The organism is Bradyrhizobium sp. USDA 376 (assembly GCF_054063675.1).
In genome coordinates this window covers 8302464-8318245 of the sequence record NZ_JBSSGN010000001.1, presented here as the reverse complement: position 1 = coordinate 8318245, position 15782 = coordinate 8302464, and the positions used below count along the sequence as shown (strand labels likewise).

Here is a 15782-nt window from a genome sequence, read left to right as displayed (position 1 = left end):
CCGGCTGCGCCTACGGATGGCAATAGGCCCGCACCTGGTCGGCATCCTGTTCCAGATTGTCGAGCCAGCCGGTATCGAGCTTGGGCACCGAAGAGAACAGCAGCCGCGTATAAGGGTGCTCCGGTGCTGCCAGGCGGGTCGACGCGATCTGTTCGACCTTCTGACCGCGATACATCACGATGATCTCGTCGCAGATCGCCTCGACCACCGACAGGTCATGGCTGATGAAGATGTAGGAGATGCCGAGCTCACGCTGCAGCTCCTTCAGCAGCTCGACCACGGCGGCCGCCACGACCGTATCGAGAGCCGACGTGATCTCGTCGCACAGGATGAGCGTCGGCTCGGCGGCGAGTGCCCGGGCAAAATTCACCCGCTGCTTTTGGCCGCCTGACAGCTCTCCCGGCAATCGATGCCGCACGGATTTGGGCAGCCGGACCAGATCGAGCAGCTCGCTGACGCGCGCATCGCGGGCCTTGCCCCTCATGCCATGATAGAAGGTGAGGGGACGCCTCAGGATGTCTTCCACCGACTTTGCCGGGTTGAGCGCGGTGTCCGCATGCTGGAACACGATCTGGATCTGGCGGAGCTCGTTGCGGGTGCGGTTGCGGCCGGCCTTTCCCAATTCGCGCCCGTTGAAGACGATGTCGCCCGCATGAGCCGGCAGGATTCCGGCAATCGCTCGGGCAAGCGTCGACTTGCCGCAGCCGGACTCGCCGATGATGCCGAGATTCCGCCCTTGATCCAGCTTGAGGCTGACGGCCTGCACGGCAGTGATCAGCGGCTGTCCATCGCGCGTGCGAGGTCCGTAGCCGACTGTGAGATTGTCGACCTCTAGCAACGGGCGCTTTGTCGCGCCCTCGTCGTCAGGCTGCCGCTGCTGGGTCTTTGGCCTGAACGCGGCCAGCAGCTCCTTTGTGTAGGGGTGCTGGGCCTCCTCGAGGATATCGTTGGTCGTCCCCATCTCCTGGACCGTACCGTCCTTGAGCACGACGATCCTGTCGGCGATCTGGGCGACCACGGCCAGATCGTGCGAGACGTAGACGCCGGCGATGTTGTGCTGCGCCGTGACGGACTTGAACGCCCGCAGCACCTCGACCTGCGTCGTGACATCGAGCGCCGTGGTCGGTTCGTCGAAGATGACCACCTTCGGTTGGCCGATCAGGGCCATCGCGGCGGCGAGGCGCTGCAGCTGACCGCCCGAGACCTGGTGCGGGTAGCGGTTGCTGATCGTTTCGGGCTCAGGCAGCGACAGGGCTTTGAACAGCAAGAGGGCTTTCGCCTGTGCTTCGGCGGCCGACATGAGCCTGTGGATCCGCGCCACCTCGATGACCTGATCCATGATGGTGAGCGCAGGGTTGAAGGCGGCCGCAGCGCTCTGCGGCACATAGGCGACGCTCGTCCCGCGAATGCCGGCGCGTTCCGCTTCCGACAGCTTCACCATGTCGACGCCGCCCACCCGCACCTCGCCGCCGGTGATCGCGCAGCCCTGCCGGGCGTAGCCCATGAGCGTCATGGCAATCGTGGTCTTGCCCGAGCCGCTCTCGCCGATGAGGGCGACGATCTCGCCTTCGGCAATGTCGAGGCTGACGCCCTTGATGATCTCGACCCGCCTGCCGGCGTCGGTCGTCGCCTCGACCCTGAGATTGCGGATTTCGACGAGGTTTCCCGTCATTCGGCGCTCCGGTCGCGGATTTTGCGCGGCAGGTTATCGATCAGAAGGTTGACGCTGATGGTGAGGCTTGCGATCGCGAGCGACGGGAAGACCACCGCCGGCGCGCCAAAGGGCAGCCCGCCGATGTTCTCGCGAACCAGTGCGCCCCAGTCCGCGTAGGGCGGCTGCACGCCGAGCCCGAGAAAGGACAGGCCGGAGAGCAGCAGCACGATGAAGACGAAGCGCAGGCCGAGATCGGCGAGCACGGGACCGAGAATGTTGGGAAGAATCTCTGAGGCGATGAGATAGGGCAGGCGTTCGCCCCTGATACGGGCGACCACCATGAAGTCCATGGTATTGACGTTGACGGCGAGGGCGCGAGCGAAACGATAGGCGCCGGGCGTGTAGATCACCGAGAGCGTCGCAACGAGTGCCGGGATCGACGAGCCGACCGCGGCGACCACGACGAGGCCGAACAGCTTGCTGGGTATAGAGTTGAGCGCATCGAGAAACCGGCTCAGCATGCTGTCGAACCACCCTCCGGCGACTGCCGCAGTCATGCCGAGCGCGACGCCGCTGAAGCAGGCAATGGAGACGGCGGCAAGCGAGATGCCAAGCGTGTAGCGCGCGCCCATCAGGATGCGCGAGAAGATATCCCGGCCGAGATAGTCGGAGCCGAACCACAGCTCCCGGCTCATGGGACCGAAATAGTCGGTATCGACGATCTCGCCGACGGAATGCGGGATGATCTGCGGAGCGAACAGGGCGATGCCGGCCCAGAGGAGGATGATGCCGAGGGCCGAGACGCCGACGAGATTGAAGCGATAGCCCAATCGCATGCTGAGCCGGCCTGACGAGGTCGGATTCGTCATCGGAGCCTCGGATTGGACAGGACGGCAATGATGTCGGCGGCCGTGATCAGCGCCAGATAACCCAGGCAGAAGATCATCGCGCAGGTCTGGATCAGCGGCAGGTCACGGGTCGAAACGGCATCGACCATCAGCTTGGCCACGCCGGGATAGTTGAAGATGGTCTCCACGATGATGACGCCGCCGAGCAGGTATGACAGCGAGAGCGCAACCGCATTGACGATGGGGCCAAGCGCATTGGGCAGCGCATGTCGCAGTACGAGCCGCGGGCGCGAGGCGCCCTTGAGCAGCGCCATCTCGACATAGGGCGTGTTCAACGTCTCAACCACGGCGGCGCGGGTCATGCGGATCATCTGCGCCGAAACGCCGAATGTGAGCGTCATGACGGGCATCGCGTAGATCCGCACCAGGTCATGGAACGACTTGACCTCGTTGGTGAGCGACAGGGCCGGCAGCCATTTGAGGTAGACCGCAAAGAGCAGCACCGCCAGCGTTGCAATCATGAACTCCGGCACCGAGATGATGCCGATGGTCCCGACGGTCACGATGCGGTCGTACAGCGTGCCGCGCCACATCGCAGCGGTGATACCGAGCGTCAGCGCGAGCGGCACGGCAATCGCAGCGGTCAATCCTGCAAGCTTCATCGTGTTGACGAACCGTCCGCTTATCAGAGCGGCGACCGGGACATTGTTTGCGTAGGACTTGCCGAAATCGCCCTGGAAGAGACCGGCGATCCATCTCAGGAAGCGGATGATCGCGGGATCGTCGAGATGCATTGCCTTGCGCAGGCCCTCGACGGCTTCAGGTGTCGCGGACTGCCCGAGCAGAATCGTGGCCGTATCGCCCGGCAGGAGCGTGGTGGCAAAGAAGACGGCGAAGGAAACGATCACGAGTGTGATCAAGGCGATGAGAAGCCGCCTCACCACGAGCGACGAAACTTGTCCTCTCACATTCGTCCTCCCACGCCACGCCGCTCATTTTGGTCAGCTCGGGTTCCGATTCCGGCCCCCGTGCCGCGACCTCGCCCTGTGCCGGTCAGGCGGTCAGCCAGACGTATTCGGCGAAGGCGTAGCCCATCATGCCGCCGAGCGGGTTGGGCTGAAGTCCCTTCAGCTTGGCGCTGATGGCGTCCACGTTAGAGATGTAGGCCGGAATGATGGTGCCGGCTTGCTCCGACACCAGGACCTGCATCTCATTGTACATCGCGCGACGCTTGGCCTGATCGAGCGAGCCACGGGCTTCGAGCAGCATCTTGTCGAATTTTTCCGAGGTGAACCGGCTCTCGTTCCACGGCGCATCAGACTTGTATAGCAGGGAGAACAGAATGTCGGGCGTCGGACGCGGATTGATGTTGCCGAAATGGATCGGCGCCTTCAGCCAGTAATTGCTCCAGTAGCCGTCGGACGGCACGCGCTTCACATCGAGCTTCATGCCGATCTGGGCGGCGCTTGCCTGGACGATCATGGCCATGTCGATCGACGAACCGGCCGCCTCGGAAGCGATGACCTCGATGGTCTGACCGAGCACGCCGGCCTTCTGGAAATGGAATTTTGCCTTGTCCGGATCGAACGATTTCGGCTTGAGGGCCGCATTGTGGTAGGCGTTGGCGGGCGACACCGGCTGGTCATTGCCGACGACACCGAAGCCGCGCAGGGCCGATTTGACGATCTGCTCGCGGTTGATCACGTATTTCATGCCCTCCACGAAATCGCTGATGTTGCCGGGCGCCATGTCCATGCGGATGTTCAGGTCGGTGTAGGTGCCCGACGTGGTCGTGGACAGCGCGAAGCCATCCTTGCCGTCGAGGAGGCGGACCGATCGCGGGTTGATCGAGGCACCGAGATGAATGTCTCCGGACAGCAGGGCATTGATCCGGGCGTTTTCATCGGGGATCGCGAAGAACTCGAATGAATCGACGTTCGGGCCTGCCTTGAAGTAGTTCGGATTCCGCACGCCGATCGAGCGCTCGCCGGGGGTGAACTGCTTGCACGTGAAGGCGCCGGTCCCGTTGCCCGAGGAGAAGTCGGTGGTGCCGTCGGCCACGATCATGAAGTGATGCATGGACAGGATCGTCGGCAGGTCCGCGTTGGGGCTCGCCAGCGTCACCTCGACGGTGCTCTTGTCCACGGCCTTGAAGTCGGTCATCTGGGACGCGATCGCAGCGACCTTCGATCCGGTTGCCTTGTCCAGATGGCGCTTCAGCGAGAAGATGACGTCGTCGGCGCTCAGCTCCTTGCCGTTATGGAAGGTGACGCCTTTCTTGAGCTTGATCGTCCAGGTCTTGGCATCGCCGCTCTCGATCGATTCGGCGAGCTCCATCTGGGGCACGCCGGTCTGGTCGAGAAATGTCAGGCGATTGTAGAAGGAGCAGCAGCGAACATAATCGGTCGAGAGCGAGGCCTTGGCCGGATCCAGCGTATCGGCGGTCGACGAGGACCAGGCCGCGGCTTTCAGGGCTCCGCCTTTCACAGGCGTCGCCGCCACCGCGTCCGACGCGCGGCCGAAGATCGTGCCGGCTGCAGCCATGGCGATGCCATTGGCGAGCATCAGCTTCAGAAGATCGCGGCGCGAAGCCCCGCGCCGAATGGCGTTCTCGATCGTGGCATCGTCTGAACGGGACCAGTTCGTCGTGTCGCTCATGTCAATCCCCTCGCTGATTAAGGCTACGACTCGTGTTGCGGTGAGCGGCGGATTGTTCTCCCGCGCCGTTGTGGTGGATGCTGGCGCGGTCTGTCGTAACGACGTTGCCGCGTCTCCACTCAGGACTGCATTCTTTCCCGCGATCGAAGTCTCGCAGGATAGTCCCGCGGCTTTGGCCGAAAAAACCGCGGGCAGCGGCACAAAATTGCGAAGATGTCTCTGTTTCTAGTATTTCGAGCCTGCGTCCAGCCGCCTCGTTGTGCATGCCTATTATTATCGCAGTGCGGCGCGAACTTCGGCATCAGCCAGCGTATCGTCGAGCGTCGTGGCGGTGCGCTCGATGATGGCGTCGATCTCCGACTCCGAGCAGCAGAGCGGCGGGGCGTAACCCAGTACGCCCGTGGGGAAAGCCCGGATGACGAGGCCGTTCTTCCAGGCCCGGTCGAAGATGCGTTTTGCCGGCTCTGCCGCGGCAGGAAGCGGCGTCTTGCGTTGCTTGTCGGTGACGAGCTCGAGCGCGGCCAGCATGCCGCGGCCGCGCACGTCTCCAACGAGGGGATGATCCCTGAGCGATTGAAGGCCGGCCATCAGACGGGCACCCGCCCTCGTGCCGTTCTCGAGCAGGCCGTTTTCGTAGAGGCGCAACACTTCCAGGGCGACCGCGGCGCTGACCGGATGGGCGGAGTAGGTGTAGCCGTGGCCGACGGCGCTGGAGCCCGCCGCATCGGCGATCGTGTCGTAGACGTGATCCGACATGAAGACAGCGCCCATCGGGACGTATCCCGAGGTCAATCCCTTCGCGACCGTCATGAGGTCGGGGATGATGTCGTCCTCGCTGCATGCGAATAGCGGCCCGGTTCTGCCGAACCCGGTGATGACCTCGTCCGCGACGAAGAGGATGCCATGCGCCTTGCACCGCGCGCGCATGGCCTTCATCCAGCCCTTTGGTGGTACGAGCACGCCGCCCGAGCCCTGGATCGGTTCGGCGTAGAACGCGGCGACGCGTTGTGCGCCGCCGATCTCTTCGATCTTCGCGTCGAGCGCGGCGAGCGAGGCGGCGATAATGGCGTCGTCGTCCTCGCCGGCCGGATTGCGATAGGCATAGTGCGAGGGGATCCTGTGCTGCCAGCTGAGCGGCACGCCGAATCCGGCGTGGAAGGCGGGCAGGGCCGTCAGCCCGGCACCGACGGTCGAAGACCCGTGATAGCCCTGTTCGACCGAGATGAAATGCTCGCGCAGCGGCTCGCGCCGCGCGTGCCAATAATAGCGGACGAAGCGGACCGTGCTGTCGACGGCATCCGAGCCGCCAAGCGTGAAATAGACATGGTTGAGATCGCCGGGCGCGCGCTGCGCCAATTCGGCCGCAAGCCGGATCGCGGGCTCCGAGCCGAGGCTGAAGTAGCCCGTCGCGTAGGGAAGCTCCCGCAACTGGCTGGCAGCGGCTGCAACGATGCTCTCGTGCCCGTAGCCGGCATTGACGCACCAGAGTCCGGCGAAGCCGTCGATCAGCTGATGTCCGGAAGCGTCCGTCACGGTCGCTCCCCTGGCCGACTTCAGCACCTTGACGCCGGCCGCTTCGTGACCCCGGTAGGATGCGACCGGGTGGATGAGGTGAGCCCGGTCGAGCTCGATGAGCGAATTGCTAAGCATCAAAGTCTCCGTCTATCCAAAAGCCTGGCTGGCGAGGGCGAATGTCGTGAACGGGGAGGGGCTGGATGGCACCGCGACGGGGCGCTGCATGGCGATGCCGTCGCCGACCTGGACCAGGCCTTGCTCCGAGAGCCAGGCGCTCAATTGCGAAGCTTCGGCAGTATCGACGCGAACGAAACGCCCTTCGCTCCGGGCCATGAAGAAGCTGAGCAGAGCTTTTCCGTCATCGACATTGGCTGCAACCACAGGTCCGATCACTTCACCTCTGCCGAAGGTGCGCGACGCCGCAAATCCAGCGATCCCATGGCCACGATCGAGCACGGCCAGCTGGCCGACCTCTGCAAGCGTCCGCAGCAGGCATCTGCGGTCGGCGCCGAATGCGCTTCTGTCGAGCGCGAGGATGCTGAAGATGTCGTGCGACCTGGCCGGCCGGACATCGGCGGGCGCTGCGACGGGCAAGACCGTTCCCTGGTGCTGGATGATCGTTCCGGTCCGGCAAAAGCCCAGCTTTTGATAGAGCGGCAGGCCCTCGCCGGTCGCGACCAGCCTCAGCGCACGCAATCCCGCCTGCTCGATGATGGCTTCCATGAGCTGGCGCCCCAACCCACGGCCGCGGGCAGCTTCATCGACGATGACCATGTTGACGGTTGCGACATCCCGCTTGTAGGGCGTCATCAGGATCGTTCCGACAACGGTTGAAGCATCCATATCCAGGGCGACGAATCCCGCGCTAAGATCGAGCGCCAATTGCCAGTCCGCGAGGCGGTGCGGCCATCCGGCTTGACGCGAAAGACGCAACGCGCCCTCGAGATGATCGGGGCGAAGGGCCGTGAGCGATATGGTGCTCTGGGTCATTGACTCGTGTTCCTGTCCGGCACCAGTTTCTTATCTCGGCGACGTGCAGATCGTCTGAAGGGCCGGGCGCGAACGATATCTTCCACCGCAGCCGGCGAAAAAAGCCGCATCTTATGCCGCGTTGACATTCTATTGTTGCAGCCCTGACATTGCGCGGCGCACCAGGATAGGATGATGAGCCAGTTTCGCCCGAAATACGTGACCTTCGACTGCTACGGCACGCTGACGAATTTCCAGATGGCGGAAGCGGCGCAGGATCTCTATCGCGCGCATCTTCCTGAACCGCAAATGGCCGCGCTGGTGCGGGATTTCGCGGCGTATCGGCTCGACGAGATTCTCGGCGACTGGAAGCCCTATGCCGACGTGATCCACAACGCGCTGGAGCGTGCGTGCAAGCGCAACGGCGTCGCCTTCAGGTCCGAGCACGGGCAGATGGTCTATGACCGCGTGCCGAGCTGGGGACCGCATCCCGACGTTCCCGCCGGTCTTGCCAAGGTCGCCAAGGAGATTCCGCTCGTCATCCTCTCCAACGCCATGAATGCGCAGCTGCCGTCCAACGTTGCCAAGCTCGGGGCGCCTTTTCACGCCGCGCTCACCGCCGAACAGGCCCGATCCTACAAGCCTCGCATGAAAGGCTTCGAATTCATGTTCGATACGCTGGGTTGCGGGCCTGAGGACGTTGTGCACTGCTCCTCGTCCTTCCGCTACGACCTGATGACCGCGCACGACCTCGGCATCAAGAACAAGGTGTGGGTCAATCGGGGGCACGAACCTGCCAACCCCTATTACGGCTATGTCGAGATCAAGGACATCGGCGGCCTGCCGCGCGTGTTCGGGCTCTGAGCCGGCGGGATCTGCGGTGAAATACGTCTCCTATTGGCACGATACCGCACCGCGCTTTTCCGGCGGCGCCGAAGGTCCCGTCGAAGGGCATTATGACGTTGCGGTGATCGGCGGTGGCTTCACGGGCCTTGGAGCTGCGCGCCAGCTTGCCAAGGCGGGAGCGAAGGTCGTCGTGCTCGAGGCGGACCGGGTGATCGGCGGCGCATCGGGCCGGAACGGCGGGCATCTCAACAATGGTCTCGCCCACAGCTATCTCGCCGCCAAGGCGGAATTGGGCAAGGAGCGAGCCGTCGCGCTTTACCACGCGCTCGACGTTTCGATCGACACGCTCGAGGCGCTGATCGCGGAGGAGGGGATCGCATGCGATTTTCGCCGCGCCGGCAAGCTCAAGCTCGCCTCCAAGCCGAAGCATCTCGACGCCATCGCGCGCAATTTCGAAGCGGTCCATCGCGAGGTTGATCCGGACACCGCATTGCTGTCCGCTCGGGATCTCGGCGCGGAGATCGGCTCACCCTTCTTTGGCGCGATGCTCTCGAAGAAGAGCGCGATGATGCATATGGGACGCTACGGCGTCGGCCTGGCGGAGGCCGCCAAGCGCCGCGGCGCGATCGTCTTCGAGCAGGCACCGGTCACCGCGCAAGCGCGCGAAGGATCGCGCCATCGCCTGACGACGCCGCGTGGCAGCGTCACCGCCGATCAGGTGCTGCTGGCGACCGGCGCCTACACCACGCCCAACTTTGGTTACTTCCGGCGGCGCCTCGTCGCCGTCGGCAGCTTCATCATCGCGACCCGTCCACTGGATGCGGCCGAAATCGCGGCCACCATGCCAGGCAACCGCACTTGCGTCACGTCGATGAATGTCGGCAACTATTTCCGCCTCGCGCCCGACAATCGTCTGATCTTCGGCGGACGGGCGCGTTTCTCGGCGACTTCGGACCAGCGTTCCGACGCAAAGAGCGGCGCCATTCTCGTCGACGGTCTCACGCGACTCTTCCCGCAGCTCGCGGGCATCGGGATCGACTATTGCTGGGGCGGGCTCGTCGACATGACCAGCGACCGCTTCCCGCGGGCCGGCTATCAGGACGGGCTGTGGTATGCGATGGGTTATGCCGGTCACGGCGCGCAGCTGTCGACCCATCTCGGCATGATCATTGCCGATGCGATGCTCGGACGCGAAGACCGAAATCCGATGAAGGGCCTCGACTGGCCTGCGGTGCCCGGTCACTTCGGCAAGCCGTGGTTCCTGCCGCTGGTGGGAATGTACTACAAGATGCTCGATCGCGTTCAGTAGGGCGAAGGGCTGCGCCCTTCGCCCACTGCTGCTTAGCCCAATCCACCAATGTGGAAGGCCTTGGTCTCTAGATATTCCTCGATCCCGACCTGCGCGCCCTCACGCCCCAGCCCCGATTGCTTGATGCCGCCGAACGGGGCCACCTCGGTCGATACCATGCCCGTGTTGAGGCCGACCATACCGGCTTCGAGCGTCTCCGCAACGCGCCAGGACCGCTTCAGGTCTCGCGTATAGAAATAGGCGGCAAGGCCAAAGGGCGTCGCATTGGCGATGGCGATCGCCTCGTCGTCGGTCTCGAAGCGGAAGAGGGGCGCGACGGGACCAAATGTCTCCTCATGCGCCAGCACCATGTCGGTGGTTGCCTCGGTGAGCACGATCGGCGCCGTAAATTGGGAACCCTTGGGCAAGGTCGCGGGCTGGGCGGCGATACGGGCGCCCTTGGACAGCGCATCGGCGACATGGCGGTTGATCTTGCTGATCGCCGCTTCGTTGATCATCGGTCCGATCGCCACGCCCGGCTCAAAGCCCGATCCCACCTTCATGATCTTGACGCGGGCGACGAGCTTGTCCGCGAAGGCGTCGTAAACGCCGGCCTGCACGAGGATCCTGTTGGCGCAGACGCAGGTCTGGCCGCCATTGCGGAATTTCGACATGATTGCACCCTCGACCGCGAGGTCGAGATCGGCGTCGTCGAAGACGATGAAGGGCGCATTTCCGCCGAGCTCGAGGCTCACACGCTTGACGCTGTCGGCGGCACCGCGCATGAGCAGCGAGCCGACGCGGGTTGAGCCGGTGAACGAAATCTTGCGCACCGTTTCGTTGGCCATGATCTCGGCGCCGATCTCGCTCGGCAGTCCGGTGACGATGTTGATCACGCCGGCGGGAATTCCAGCGCGCTCGGCCAGCACGCCGAGAGCCAGCGCCGAATAGGGCGTGAAGTCCGATGGCTTGATCACGACGGTGCATCCCGCCGCAAGCGCCGGCGCGACCTTGCGGGTGATCATCGCGTTCGGGAAATTCCAGGGCGTGATGATCGCGCATACGCCTACCGGTTCCTTGAGCACGACGATGCGCCGGTCCGGAGTGGGCGAGGGAATCGTGGTGCCACCGATCCGCCGGGCTTCCTCCGCGAACCATTTGACGAAGGAGGCGCCGTAGCGAATCTCGCCCTTGGACTCCTCCAGCGGCTTGCCCTGTTCGAGAGTGAGGATGCGCGCGAGGTCGTCGAGATGCGCGATCATGAGGCCATGCCAGGCTTCCAGAAGCGCGGCACGCTCGGCATTGGTCTTCGTGCGCCAGGTCGCGTAAGCCTTCGCGGCCGCGGCGATGGCGGCGCGCGTGTCGTCCCGTCCCATATCCGGCACGGTCCCCAGAACGGATTGCGTCGCCGGGTCGATCACGTCGATCGTCGCGCCCGAGAGCGACGCTTGCCATTGGCCGCCGATCAAGCCCTGCTGGCGGAAGAGTTGCTGGTCAATCAGTTTCTGCATCTGTTGCGCCTTGTCATGATACCGTGACGTAGATCTTGCGGACGGTCTCGATGGTCTTCCAAACGCCGGTGAAGCCGGGCTTCATGACGAAGCTGTCGCCGGCCTTGAACGTGATTGGCTCTCCGCCATCCGGCGTGATCTCGATCCGGCCGGCGAGGATGTGGCAGAATTCGAAGGTCTCGCCCTTGATCGAGCGCGTCTCGCCCGGCGTCGCTTCCCACACGCCGGTATGCACCAGCTCACCCTTGGCCTCGTCCTGCGCCCAGGTCTTGAAGCGCGGCGCGCCGGCAATGAGCCGCTCCGGGATTGGGCCGGATTCCTCCGGGGCGAACGTCGGGTTGGGATCAATCCGTTTCAGCAGCAAGTTGGGCTCCTCTCAGATTGCGCGATGTTATCGGAGCGGCGTTCCATCCGGTGCCGAATGCAATCGCGATTTGGTGGATTGTTTTGCCAGATGGCTGTTCTGAAACGTAATCTGCGGCGAAGCTCGGTTATGCTGAGCGCCACAGCGGCTCTGGAGCGACCTCGGAAGGCGCTACCGCGACCAATGTCAGGCCGATCAGGGGGAGACATGAAGTCCCGCACGACCCGTTCGCTGACGATCGACGCATTCGATGCGCGTGCGGTTGACATCGACACGGTCGAGCTCGACCAACTCTACACCCTCTCGATCGGCGTCGGCTGGCCGCACCGCCCGGAGGACTGGCAGTTTCTGCGTGACGCCGGCCACGGCATCGTCGTTCATGATGAAATCGGGCGGGTCCTGGGATCGGCCATGTGGTTTCCCCATGGGGCGGATTTTGCCACCGTCGGCATGGTCATCACCTCGCCCCGTCTTCAGGCGCTTGGCACGGCCCAGTGGCTCATGAAGCGCATTCTGTCCGCCGCCAAGGGACGCAATCTCCGCCTCAATGCCACGCATGCAGCGCGCAAGCTCTATCTCTCGCTCGGCTTTCGTCGCGAACGAACGGTGTTCCAGCGGCAGGGCGAGGCACAGTGGTCCGGCGAGGTGCCGAGTCCCTCCGAAGGTGGCGAGCTGCGGGAGCTGGCTCGGAAGGACCTGCCGGCCATCGCTCAACTGGATGAACAGGCGTTTGGCGCCTCGCGCCTCGATTTGCTTGCGGCGCTTCTCGGACAATCCGCCGGGTTCGGACTCTATCGGCAAGGTCGTCTCGAAGCGTTCGCAATGTGTCGCCCGTTCGGGCGAGGGCACGTCGTGGGGCCTGTCGTCGCATCGAGCGACGAGGATGCGATCCTGGTCGTCGCGCCGCATGTCGCGGCTCACGAAGGACAGTTTCTGAGGATCGACACGCATCTGACCGACGGTGAGTTCTGTTCCTTCCTGGCCCGCTGTGGCCTCGTCTTTTTCGACACCGTCACGACGATGTCGCTTGGCGGAGCGTTTCGTGATCCCAACGATCGCTCCGGAGACACACCTGTAACCTACGCGCTCGCAAGCCAGGCGCTTGGCTAAGAACGTCGACCCTGACGAGATCGCCGAAGCCCCCGGCACTCAATTGACGTTGTCGCCGAGCATGTTGCGCAAACCCGTGGTGACCGCGGCGAGGCCGCTCGCGCCTTGCATCAGCGCGATCTCGCCCTGCTGCGCGTGGCGGATCGCATGAGCCATGACCCGAAGACGCGGATCGCCGCGGCTATGCCACATCTGGTCGGCCATTTTGACCGCCCCCTTGTGATGCCTGCTCATGCTTTCGACGAACGTCGTGTCGAATTGGCCGGGCGACGCTGTCTTGATCAGCCGCATCTCCGCCGGCGTCAGGAAGCCGGGCATCGCAGCACGTTCCTGCGCGTCGCAATCCGGCATCTCCGTGTCGAACCAGCTCAGCCACCAGTTCTCGAAGATCCGGCTCTCGCCGGTCTGGCTTGCGACCATCAGCGTCGCGAGCTTGCGCAGATGCGGATCGTTGGCGCGTTCGGCGCCGAGGCGTGCCAGTTCGATGCCTTGGGCGTGGTGCGCGGTCATATAGCGAATATAGGTCTGGTCCGCATCCCTGTCGTAACCAAGCCACGGCGGCTCGTAACCGTGACTGCCGAACAGCGCGACCGCTCCGAGCAGAGCGATGACGACGAGCGCCCCCGTGATCCAGGCATTGGTGAAACGCAAGTCCTGCCTCGGCACGTTACCGTGTGCCCAGCGCAGCCGAGCAAACAGAGGATACATCACCGCCGACGAGCCATGGACAAGCAGCCCGATCCAGTACGGCTGCTGCAGCGTGAACAGCGGCTGCCAGAACGGAAACAGCGGGACCAGCAGGAGCCACTCCATGCCTGAGGAGAACACTGCCCACGGCATCGCGAGCAGCAGGATCGTCAGCGGCCGCAGGTTCGCCGTCCAGCGGCCGAGCACGCCGAAGAACAGCAGCACCCAGGAGAAGTCCGCCCATTGGTGAAAGGCGATTCCTGCGAGGATCGCGCCCCACGATGGTTCGGCAGTGATGGCCCAATCGCCCGCCGAAATGGCGGCAACCGTCATCCAATCGACCGTTGCATCACGGCCGATCCGCGCCGCGAACAGTTGGCTGACGATTGTCGAAAACGTACTGCTGATCAGGCCGAGCTCGATTGCGGCGATCCAGCGCGAACGGCGTTGGCTCGTCATGCGCGCCGCTGCGCTTGCCTCGGTCGGCCCGGCTGAAGCGGCGGGCGGCGCGGTCGCACTCACGTGAGTTTGTTGAGCTTCTTGAACGGATTGAGTTCGCTCGGCTTGTCCTGTTCTTCGCGGCCACGCTGCGCTTGCGTCTTGCCGTCCTCGTGCAGATCCTGGTCTCCGATGACCTCACCGACGGCCTGCTTGGCTTTACCGACGATCCGTTGCTGCAAACCCTTCGTCTTGCCCATGGCCGGCCTCCGAGCTCACGCCGCGACCCCGGCGCATGAAGGGGGCTGAGCGCCGGGGCTGCGGTTTCGTCCAGTCTGCCTCCGGCAGCAGGGGGGATGGTGCCGGAGGCGTTGGTGAGACTCGGTGGCGCTCCAATGGTTCCTCGCGCGGCTACCGGATCTCGAGCGCGATAACGACGCCTTCATTGGCCCGGAGCAGGATCGAGGCATGGAACGCGGGCAGGTGCCTGCAGTTCCTATCCTCAGGCATGAGAGGGAGGGTCGACATGGCCGACGAACGCTTCGCTTATCTGCTGGGCCAGGCCGCCATGGACGTGTGGGGTGATATGCCGCGCGACGTCCAGGAGGCACTGTTCGAGACGGCGATGAAGGGGCGCGCCTCGGAGCGGGAAGCGCTCGCGCGACTGCTGCACGACCGTCATCCGCGCACGGCACATCCTGCCAAGCCCGCGTGAGGGTGCGAACGAACAACGTCTCGCTGATCAAGGCGTTTTGCGAGTGTTGACCATGGAGCCGATGGAAGCCGAATCCGTCACCGAGCTTCCCCGCGGGGCGCAATGGCAATACGACCTCGCCTATCGCAGCGGCGCGCGGGACGGGATGCAGAAGATCAAGCTGCTGCGATCGGCCGATTGCGTGATCGGCGGCTTCAGATATGGCGAGAAGAAGCAGGGCAAACGGAAGGTGATCGGCTCGCTGCTGCTTGGGCTGTATGATGACGCCGGCCGCCTGCATCACGTCGGCTTCACCTCGGCGATCAAGGCGTCCGACAGGCCTGGCCTCACCGAGAAATTCGAGAAGATCATCGGCAAGAGCAGCTTCACCGGCAAGACCCCGGGCGGGCCCAGCCGATGGTCGACCAGGCGATCTGCCGAGTGGCAGCCCGTGCGACCGGTTCACGTCGTCGAGGTTTGCTACGATCATGTGTCCGGCGACCGGTTTCGTCACGGCACGAAGATCCTGCGCTGGCGCCCGGACAAGAAGCCTTCGCAATGCCGCATGGATCAGCTTCGGCAGAAATCAGCGAAGCGACCCAAGGCAAGAGACGCGAAGACGGATGAGCGATAGCGGCGAGCCTGCGCTGGAACGTGGGGTGCGGGAGGACGTTGAGAGCGCAGATATCGGAGGGAGGAGGCGCAGGTGCTGTCGCGCCTGCGGCGACGCTCGCCAAGCAGCATCGCAAGATGGCGGAACCCGGCTCCGCCAAGCACTAGCCGGTGAAAGCGAGGAAGGAGATTGTCATGTTTCAAAAGTCAATGTTGGCCGGCGCTCTGCTCGTGCTCAGTTCGACGATCGCGCTCGGCGGGCCCTGCAATACGGCCAGCCGCGATGCCGGCTCCGGGCCGGTGACAATAGGGAAGGCCGGTGAAACGACGGGAGTTGCTTCATCCAATGCCAAGGAGCATCCGCCGACCGAGGCCATGAAGAAGGCGACCGAGGGTACCGCGGCCTCGTCGCAGGATGCCCAGCGTCAGATGCAAAGCCAGCCGACGGCGGCCGAGCAATCGACCAAGTCCACTGCGGCGGACGCCAGCAAGTCAACCGCTGCCGACGACGAGGGCTGCTGACTGGGTTCGCCTGTCGTTGTTCTGATGAAGGAGGGCGCCCCGTTACCGGAGCGCCCTTTTTTGCGA

15 protein-coding genes and 1 pseudogene are annotated in these 15782 nt (G+C 64.1%); 6 read left to right on the top strand and 10 right to left on the bottom strand.

The features are described 5' to 3' along the window. Nucleotides 1–10: 10 nt before the first annotated feature. From ACVJ19_RS39195 to ACVJ19_RS39170, 6 genes are all read right to left on the bottom strand, one after another. The gene (locus tag ACVJ19_RS39195) at nt 11–1672 is read right to left on the bottom strand and encodes an ABC transporter ATP-binding protein (RefSeq protein ID WP_453954374.1); all 1662 of its coding nucleotides are present in this window, start codon (nt 1670–1672) and stop codon (nt 11–13) included. Beyond that, nucleotides 1669–2523 carry an ABC transporter permease gene (locus ACVJ19_RS39190; protein WP_453954373.1) on the bottom strand — a complete coding sequence of 285 codons (855 nt, stop codon included), beginning with the start codon at nt 2521–2523 and terminating at the stop codon, nt 1669–1671. The genes ACVJ19_RS39195 and ACVJ19_RS39190 overlap by 4 nt, the downstream gene beginning before the upstream one ends. Beyond that, nucleotides 2520–3470: an ABC transporter permease gene (locus ACVJ19_RS39185; protein ID WP_453954372.1), complete on the bottom strand. Its 951-nt coding sequence runs from the start codon at nt 3468–3470 to the stop codon at nt 2520–2522. The genes ACVJ19_RS39190 and ACVJ19_RS39185 overlap by 4 nt, the downstream gene beginning before the upstream one ends. An 85-nt stretch (nt 3471–3555) precedes the next feature. Next, nucleotides 3556–5160, bottom strand: a complete 1605-nt coding sequence (locus ACVJ19_RS39180; RefSeq protein ID WP_453954371.1) for an ABC transporter substrate-binding protein — start codon at nt 5158–5160, stop codon at nt 3556–3558. 273 nt (nt 5161–5433) lie between these two features. Further along, a complete protein-coding gene (locus ACVJ19_RS39175) occupies nt 5434–6810 on the bottom strand; it encodes an aminotransferase class III-fold pyridoxal phosphate-dependent enzyme (protein ID WP_453954369.1) in 1377 nt (458 codons plus the stop codon). Nucleotides 6811–6822: 12 nt separating this feature from the next. Continuing rightward, on the bottom strand, nt 6823–7665 hold the full coding sequence (locus ACVJ19_RS39170) for a GNAT family N-acetyltransferase (RefSeq protein ID WP_453954368.1): 843 nt from the start codon (nt 7663–7665) through the stop codon (nt 6823–6825). 174 nt (nt 7666–7839) lie between these two features. Here ACVJ19_RS39170 and ACVJ19_RS39165 point away from each other — a divergent pair, with 174 nt between their 5' ends. Together ACVJ19_RS39165 and ACVJ19_RS39160 are read left to right on the top strand one after the other, a co-directional pair. Then, a complete protein-coding gene (locus ACVJ19_RS39165; RefSeq protein WP_453954366.1) occupies nt 7840–8508 on the top strand; it encodes a haloacid dehalogenase type II in 669 nt (222 codons plus the stop codon). A gap of 16 nt (nt 8509–8524) precedes the next feature. After that, complete coding sequence (locus ACVJ19_RS39160) at nt 8525–9799, top strand: NAD(P)/FAD-dependent oxidoreductase (RefSeq protein WP_453954364.1); 1275 nt, start codon at nt 8525–8527, stop codon at nt 9797–9799. Between the two features lie 32 nt (nt 9800–9831). Here the strand turns inward: ACVJ19_RS39160 and ACVJ19_RS39155 are convergent, their stop codons facing one another. Together ACVJ19_RS39155 and ACVJ19_RS39150 are read right to left on the bottom strand one after the other, a co-directional pair. Further along, nucleotides 9832–11289 carry an NAD-dependent succinate-semialdehyde dehydrogenase gene (locus ACVJ19_RS39155; RefSeq protein WP_453954362.1) on the bottom strand — a complete coding sequence of 486 codons (1458 nt, stop codon included), beginning with the start codon at nt 11287–11289 and terminating at the stop codon, nt 9832–9834. Nucleotides 11290–11302: 13 nt separating this feature from the next. Further along, nucleotides 11303–11653, bottom strand: a complete 351-nt coding sequence (locus tag ACVJ19_RS39150) for a cupin domain-containing protein (protein ID WP_453954361.1) — start codon at nt 11651–11653, stop codon at nt 11303–11305. A gap of 207 nt (nt 11654–11860) precedes the next feature. On the opposite strand from ACVJ19_RS39150, the gene ACVJ19_RS39145 reads away from it, so the two are divergent. Further along, nucleotides 11861–12763, top strand: a complete 903-nt coding sequence (locus ACVJ19_RS39145) for a GNAT family N-acetyltransferase (RefSeq protein ID WP_453954359.1) — start codon at nt 11861–11863, stop codon at nt 12761–12763. Nucleotides 12764–12802: 39 nt separating this feature from the next. On the opposite strand, the gene ACVJ19_RS39140 is transcribed toward ACVJ19_RS39145, so the two are convergent. Beyond that, nucleotides 12803–13909 carry a DUF305 domain-containing protein gene (locus tag ACVJ19_RS39140; RefSeq protein ID WP_453954358.1) on the bottom strand — a complete coding sequence of 369 codons (1107 nt, stop codon included), beginning with the start codon at nt 13907–13909 and terminating at the stop codon, nt 12803–12805. A gap of 59 nt (nt 13910–13968) precedes the next feature. Next, the gene (locus tag ACVJ19_RS39135; RefSeq protein ID WP_453954357.1) at nt 13969–14148 is read right to left on the bottom strand and encodes a CsbD family protein; all 180 of its coding nucleotides are present in this window, start codon (nt 14146–14148) and stop codon (nt 13969–13971) included. A 266-nt stretch (nt 14149–14414) separates the two neighbouring features. Between ACVJ19_RS39135 and ACVJ19_RS39130 the strand changes: the two genes are divergently transcribed. The 3 genes and pseudogenes from ACVJ19_RS39130 to ACVJ19_RS39120 all read left to right on the top strand — a co-directional run bounded on the left by ACVJ19_RS39130 (nt 14415) and on the right by ACVJ19_RS39120 (nt 15716). Beyond that, nucleotides 14415–14603 (top strand): hypothetical protein, encoded by a 189-nt coding sequence (locus ACVJ19_RS39130; RefSeq protein ID WP_453954356.1) that lies wholly within the window; start codon nt 14415–14417, stop codon nt 14601–14603. 112 nt (nt 14604–14715) lie between these two features. Next, nucleotides 14716–15216 (top strand): annotated as a pseudogene (locus ACVJ19_RS39125) (ATP dependent DNA ligase); the annotation flags it as partial. Nucleotides 15217–15389: 173 nt separating this feature from the next. Then, nucleotides 15390–15716, top strand: a complete 327-nt coding sequence (locus tag ACVJ19_RS39120; protein ID WP_453954355.1) for a hypothetical protein — start codon at nt 15390–15392, stop codon at nt 15714–15716. Nucleotides 15717–15782 lie beyond the last annotated feature (66 nt).

Excerpts from the sequence above, each read along its gene's own strand:
- ACVJ19_RS39170 (WP_453954368.1), bottom strand. The coding sequence starts at position 7,665 with ATGACCCAGAGCACCATATCGCTCACGGCCCTTCGCCCCGATCATCTC.
- ACVJ19_RS39135 (WP_453954357.1), bottom strand. The coding sequence starts at position 14,148 with ATGGGCAAGACGAAGGGTTTGCAGCAACGGATCGTCGGTAAAGCCAAG.
- ACVJ19_RS39130 (WP_453954356.1), top strand. The coding sequence starts at position 14,415 with ATGGCCGACGAACGCTTCGCTTATCTGCTGGGCCAGGCCGCCATGGAC.
- ACVJ19_RS39165 (WP_453954366.1), top strand. The coding sequence starts at position 7,840 with ATGAGCCAGTTTCGCCCGAAATACGTGACCTTCGACTGCTACGGCACG.
- ACVJ19_RS39140 (WP_453954358.1), bottom strand. The coding sequence starts at position 13,909 with ATGACGAGCCAACGCCGTTCGCGCTGGATCGCCGCAATCGAGCTCGGC.
- ACVJ19_RS39145 (WP_453954359.1), top strand. The coding sequence starts at position 11,861 with ATGAAGTCCCGCACGACCCGTTCGCTGACGATCGACGCATTCGATGCG.
- ACVJ19_RS39195 (WP_453954374.1), bottom strand. The coding sequence starts at position 1,672 with ATGACGGGAAACCTCGTCGAAATCCGCAATCTCAGGGTCGAGGCGACG.
- ACVJ19_RS39120 (WP_453954355.1), top strand. The coding sequence starts at position 15,390 with ATGTTTCAAAAGTCAATGTTGGCCGGCGCTCTGCTCGTGCTCAGTTCG.
- ACVJ19_RS39175 (WP_453954369.1), bottom strand. The coding sequence starts at position 6,810 with ATGCTTAGCAATTCGCTCATCGAGCTCGACCGGGCTCACCTCATCCAC.
- ACVJ19_RS39155 (WP_453954362.1), bottom strand. The coding sequence starts at position 11,289 with ATGCAGAAACTGATTGACCAGCAACTCTTCCGCCAGCAGGGCTTGATC.
- ACVJ19_RS39190 (WP_453954373.1), bottom strand. The coding sequence starts at position 2,523 with ATGACGAATCCGACCTCGTCAGGCCGGCTCAGCATGCGATTGGGCTAT.
- ACVJ19_RS39180 (WP_453954371.1), bottom strand. The coding sequence starts at position 5,160 with ATGAGCGACACGACGAACTGGTCCCGTTCAGACGATGCCACGATCGAG.